Below are 6262 nucleotides of genomic sequence, written 5' to 3' on the forward strand. Positions count from 1 at the left end.
GACCACGGTGATTACGCGGGAGCAAATCGAAAAATTACAAATCAATGATCTTCCAACACTTTTATCAAGAACACCTGGCGTCGATATGGCAAGAAATGGTGGGCTCGGAAATAGCACGAGTTTATTCATAAGAGGTTCGAATTCAGACCATGTTCTCGTACTTGTCGATGGCGTCAAATGGTTTTCAGCGACATCAGGTGGATCGGCCTTACAACACTTTCCTGTTCAGCTTATTGATAGGATAGAAATCGTGAGAGGGCCGAGATCCGGTGTATATGGATCAGAAGCTATTGGTGGTGTTATTCAAATTTTCACCAGAAAAGGTCAGGAAGGTGAAATAAAGCCGTTTTTCTCTATCGCTACTGGAACAAAAAATACTCAAACCGCGTCAGCAGGTGTGAGTGGTGGCACCAAAAATACTAAATATAACCTTAGTTACAGTCACTTATCATCGAACGGTATTGATGTCAGAGAAACAACGGATCCAGATCATGATGGATACAGAAATAATAGTCTATCGTTCAATGTTCAGCACAAAATCACAAATGATTGGCAAGTTGGTACGACCTTATTAAGGACACAAGGTCGTGCATACTATGATGGCTCTGGTAATCCATCCAGTAAAGTTGTGGAACAAGTCGTTGGAGTCAATACAAGTATCAATATTAACGACTTATGGCTGACATCCTTTACGTTGTCAGAGTCACGAGATAAATCTCAAGCCTACGCTGACAACATCGCAGGTAATGACTTTAATACACGCCACAGAACGATAAGTTGGCTTAACACACTGACGCTGAATGAAAAAAACAAACTAAATGTAGGCATCGATTTAGATAATGACCGCGTTGATGGAGCCTATGACTATCGTGAAACATCACGAGACAATCATGCTGTGTTTGCCAGCTGGCAAGGTCAGGCAAATATTCATGACTGGATGATTAGTGCTCGCTATGATGACAATGAAGCATTCGGTGATGAGACGACTGGAACTGCTGAATGGGGTATGTCTGTAACGGATGACATCCGGTTTGTTGCAAGCGCTGGTACGGCGTTTAAAGCCCCGACCTTTAATCAGCTCTACGCCCCTGATTTTGGCTGGTTTGTCGGTAACCCAGATTTAGATGCAGAAAAGTCAAAAAATTATGGTATTGCTCTACAGTCCACGCCAAGCTGGGGAACATGGTCAGTTAATCTCTACAAAAACAAAGTAAGGGATTTATTGTCATTTCAGGGCAACACGTACGTGAATGTTGATGAAGCTGAGATAAAAGGGATTGAATTTGATGCATCAACCCAGCTGTCTGGATGGGATGTCAATTTCAACGCAGCTATTCTCGACCCAGAAGACACGGACACGGGTAATACATTAGCAAGACGAGCCAGACAATTGGCTAACATTAACCTGGATCACGCCATCAATCATCAGTGGTCTGTGGGCGGCAGTCTAAAGCTGAGAGGAAAGAGCTATGATAATGCCTCTAATACCAACCGTTTGGGTGGATATGGATTAGTTGATCTGAGAGTCGCTTACCAATTCAAACCGGAATGGACTGTCAGACTCACTGGTGAAAATATGCTCAATAAAGACTACCAGACAGCGGATACATACAATAGCCTTGGTAGAACAGTGATGTTATCTCTGAGCTATCAACCATAAAACCGACTAGGCTTCATAAAAAATACCCGAACAAGTTTCGGGTATTTTTTTGACTGAAACTCAGGATTCATCTGGTCAGTAGCCTGCTAAAAATATAGAATTGTTACATCTTTTTTATGTTGAACTCCCATGACAGATAAATATGACAATAAAGGCTTTGCTACCAAAGCCGTTCGAGTTGGTCACAAAAGAACTGCCGAGTCAGAACAGTCTGAACCTATATTCCCAACGTCCAGCTTTGTCTTCGAAAGTGCAGAGCAAGCTGCAGCACGATTTGGTGGTGATGAGCCGGGTAATATCTATTCTCGTTTTACTAATCCCACCGTTCGCACTTTTGAACAGCGTTTAGCTGCTTTGGAAGGTGGTGAGTCCTGTGTTGCTACTTCATCTGGCATGTCGGCGATTTTATCGACAATGATGGCCTTATTATCAGCCGGTGATCATATCGTTTCGTCGATGAGTATTTTCGGCACTACACGTGTGTTGTTTGATAAATATTTATCCAAGTTTGGTGTCAGCACCAGCTATGTGAAGCTGATTGATTTAGATGACTGGAAAGCCGCTATTACGCCAGAAACAAAAATGCTGTTTTTAGAAACGCCTTCTAATCCAATGAATGAAATTGCAGATTTGGAAGCGCTTTCTGAGCTTGCCAAGGCCAATGATTGTTTATTGGTTGTCGATAACTGTTTCTGTACGCCGGCATTACAAAGACCGTTGGAGTTTGGCGCTGATATCGTTGTGCATTCAGCTACAAAATACATCGATGGCCAGGGCCGTTGTATTGGTGGTGCGGTGGTTGGCGATGCTAAACGTGTTGGTGAAGACGTATATGGTTTCTTGCGTACAGCAGGACCGACGATGAGTCCATTCAATGCCTGGACCTTCCTCAAAGGTCTGGAAACCCTGGATCTCAGAATGAAAGCCCATTCTGCGTCAGCACTTGAGGTAGCAAGCTGGCTAGAGTCGCAACCTTTAGTAAGCCATGTGTTTTACTCAGGCTTACCATCGCATCCACAGCACGAATTAGCTAAGAAACAGCAGTCAGCATTTGGTGGCATTATTGCTTTTGAAATCAAAGGCGGTAAGAAGGATGCATGGTCTCTCATTAACGCTTTGGAGTGGCTGTCTATCACCGCGAACTTAGGTGATAGCAAAACGACCATCACGCATCCTGCAACAACAACACATGGACGTCTCACTGAAGAAGCACGCGCTGCAGCTGGCATCACTGATGGAATGTTACGACTCTCTATCGGCCTTGAAAGTGTGGATGATATTAAAGCGGATTTAGCCCGCGGCTTTGCTGCTATTAAATAACGGCACAAAACCTGCATAGCCCTGCCTAGATTGGAGTGGCTGTCAAAAAAATGTCTTTAAAAAGCGTAAAGACAGAAGCTGACAGCATAATGAACAAGGTAGATTGCTATGTTAGATTTCTTAAAGATCGCATTGCCATTAGCTTTGTTGGTGACTATGCCAACAAAGCTTGCACAAGCGGCTGAAACACCCAGTAGTGATGTTCGTGTTGTGATAGATGTCTCGGGCAGCATGAAAAAGAATGATCCCAAAAACCTGCGAGCACCTGCGCTGAGAATGTTAGTGGGGCTCATGCCAGATGACGCAAACTCAGGGGTTTGGACCTTTGCTAAGATGGTCAATATGCTGGTGCCATGGCAAAAAGTTGATGATGACTGGCGACAGAAAGCGATTGAAAAATCCTCAAAAATTCACTCCCTTGGTCTCTATACTAATATCGAGCTAGCCTTAGAAAAAGCCACAAAAACAGGCATAAAAAACGATCCTAAACAACGTCAAAGCTTGATTTTATTGTCTGATGGTTTTGTTGATTTACAACCAGGACAAAAAGCCAGCGAAGCCTCTCGCCAGCGCATCCTCAATGCGATTGTGCCTAGACTAAAAGCGGCGAATCTCGCCGTTCACACAATTGCCCTGTCAGATAATGCCGATCATGAACTGCTGAAAGCTATCTCAATGGAAACGGATGGCTGGTATCAACAAGCCAATACGGCTGATGATTTGCAACGTATTTTCCTTCATATGTTCGAAAAAGCCACCCAGCCAGACACTGTTCCTCTCGCTGATAATCAGTTCAAAATCGATAGCAGTGTCAATGAAATGACAGTGCTGGCTTTTCGAAAAGCAGGATCAGCAGAAACACAACTTAAAACACCCGACGGTAGAACCCTCACCGAGTTGGATCAATCAGATAAATTGCGTTGGTTACATGAAGATAGTTTTGATCTGATTACCATTGAAAACCCGGCGACGGGCGAGTGGCGAATTGATGCTCAGCTTGATCCGGATAACAGGGTAATGGTTGTCACGGATATGAAACTGGAAACCAGTGATTTACCTAATAATGTGCTGAAAGGGGAAAAGTTCGATTTTCACGCGACATTAACTGATCACGGAAAACACATTACACGAAACGATTTTCTGGAGTTGGTTGACGGCTCACTCAAACAAAATTCTGAGCTGGAAGAAAAGCAGTTGTCGATGACATTGGACCCACAAAAAAGTCAGTTTAATGCCAAATTGGGTGAGGAGTTCACCGCTGGACGTCAGGATGTGATTGTCACCTTGAAAAGTGCGACGTTTGAACGTCAGAGACGCCAAAGTATCAATGTGATAGCAGCGCCTTACTATGTTGATTCGGAACGTCTACCTGGCGATAGTCGAAGTCATCGTATACAGGTTCAGGTCGAACCAACCCTAATAAAACCAGATTCTTTGTCGATAAAAGCATTATTAAGAGAAGAAAATGGTAGCGAGTGGCCATACGAGATGCAGAAAACGGATACGAACAATTGGCAGCTGACATTAACTGAACTCACGAAAGATGCCGATTACGAATTATCGCTTCAGTTACGCGGTGAAACGCCTGAAGGACGTCCGGTTTTTTTACAAGCTGAGCCTATCACGTTGAAAGATGAATTAGCGCTTGAACCAGCTGCTGAATTATTTGATGAAGAACTTGCTCCCATTCTGGAACCGATTACAGGTGAAGATGCAGCTGACGTCGATATTATGCCCTTGGATGATGACTTGATGCTAAGCGAGGATAATGAAGAATCAGGTATCTCAATATCTGATAACACAAAACTTCTGATAGGTAATGCCATTATCTTAGCTCTACTGATAGCTGGCGTTATCTGGTGGCGAAGACAGAATGCAGCAACCGCAGCGGTGGGAGATATGCTTTGATAAATCTAACCGATCCAATGCTCGAGTTCCTGGCGTATGAACTGGCTCTGATTTTTGCTGTTATTGCTGGCATTTTATTAATAAGTAATCGAAAAAAAAGGCGGAAAGTTCATAATGCCGGCACCAACGCCGTAAAAAAAATTAAGCGGGACCAGATATCGAGAGAGCAAAATCTCAGTCAGGTTTTACATGAAAAATACGCCCTAAGTGATGAAGCGCTCAAAGCGGAAGTAAACGACTTTCTTGAGCGTGAACGTCGCATACAAAAAAGTCTTATCAAAACCTATATAGAACAGGATGATAAAGCGTTTTTAGCTATTCCTGGCCTGGTTGAGCAAGCCGTTGATGCGGCATTGAACATCGAGCCAGTTGGTTCACACGCTAAGTCTCAACAATCTGAAGAAACGGCACCAACCGCAGATGATTTACAGCAACAGATTGATCACGCGGCACAAACGATGGAACGTTTACTGAGTCAGTATCAACAACTGACAGGGGCTTCAATGGCTGCGGCAGCTGTGCTTCCAACTGAGAAAGAGGATGTTGAGATTGATGAGAGTGTGACCGAAGAGGAAACGCCAGCAGAAATTGACGAGGTACCTGAACCTCAGGAAGAGCAAACCTTTGGTGATGGCGATGAGATAAATCAGGTATTCGATGATCAGGCCGAGGTTCCATCACTCTCACCTGAGACAGATGTCAGTGAGCCAACCGAGCCTGAAGACGCAGCTGATACTGACACCCCTAATGCTGAAATACCTGCTAACAACGACTCATCTCCAGAAGAAGAGCCCATCTTATCTAATGAAGAACTGGATGCGTTATTAGACGGGGACGATTTTTCACTGGAAGATGAAAACGCAAGTGTTTCTGACCCAGACAATACAAACGAGACTAGAGAGACAGAGATTCGCAACGAGCCAGTTGATGTCGTTGAAATCAATGGTATTGCTGATGAAGCTGATTCAGTCCAACAGGAAGAGCTCACCGATGAAGAGCTTCAACGCTTTACCGAAGTCACAGATGAGATTGAAATTCCGGGGGCTGTGGATGATATTTTGTCGTCACTGCAAGACAACGAAGAGAAGCAGCAAACATCAGTTGAGACAGATTCAGATACTGAAATCGATAACGAAGATAATGAGTCTGAGCTGACACTAGATGAAACCATAACTGATGAAATTGACAGCAGTGAGGCTCAAGATGAGCAGCAACCAGTTGATGTGACTCAAGCTCTTGACGTTGAAAACGAAGCAGTCATACCGACTGAATCAGTCGATGACATTAGTAGTGACATCGACGAAGATGGTAATGAGCCTGGAGCTGTTACGCCTGATGAGTCCAAAGGCAATGATGAAAGCAATTTGGCTGACG

Annotated in this window: 4 protein-coding genes; all 4 read left to right on the forward strand. The window is 44.0% G+C overall.

The window, feature by feature from the left end; all coding sequences use genetic code 11:
- Positions 1-1660 (forward strand): TonB-dependent receptor domain-containing protein (locus B4K20_RS01885; RefSeq protein ID WP_289281693.1); only part of this gene is annotated, 1660 nt, incomplete at its 5' end.
- Positions 1661-1789: 129 nt separating this feature from the next.
- Positions 1790-2980: an O-succinylhomoserine sulfhydrylase gene (locus B4K20_RS01890; protein ID WP_007144755.1), complete on the forward strand. Its 1191-nt coding sequence runs from the start codon at positions 1790-1792 to the stop codon at positions 2978-2980.
- 108 nt (positions 2981-3088) lie between these two features.
- The gene (locus B4K20_RS01895; RefSeq protein ID WP_289281694.1) at positions 3089-4888 is read left to right on the forward strand and encodes a vWA domain-containing protein; all 1800 of its coding nucleotides are present in this window, start codon (positions 3089-3091) and stop codon (positions 4886-4888) included.
- Positions 4885-6262 (forward strand): hypothetical protein (locus B4K20_RS01900; protein WP_289281695.1); only part of this gene is annotated, 1378 nt, incomplete at its 3' end. The genes B4K20_RS01895 and B4K20_RS01900, both read left to right, overlap by 4 nt.

The organism is Methylophaga sp. UBA5088, from assembly GCF_002414625.1.
Taxonomy (GTDB): Bacteria; Pseudomonadota; Gammaproteobacteria; order Nitrosococcales; family Methylophagaceae; genus Methylophaga; species Methylophaga marina.

Bases quoted from the DNA above. Each gene is read 5' to 3' on its own strand.
- B4K20_RS01895 (WP_289281694.1), top strand. From the start codon at position 3,089: ATGTTAGATTTCTTAAAGATCGCATTGCCATTAGCTTTGTTGGTGACT.
- B4K20_RS01890 (WP_007144755.1), top strand. From the start codon at position 1,790: ATGACAGATAAATATGACAATAAAGGCTTTGCTACCAAAGCCGTTCGA.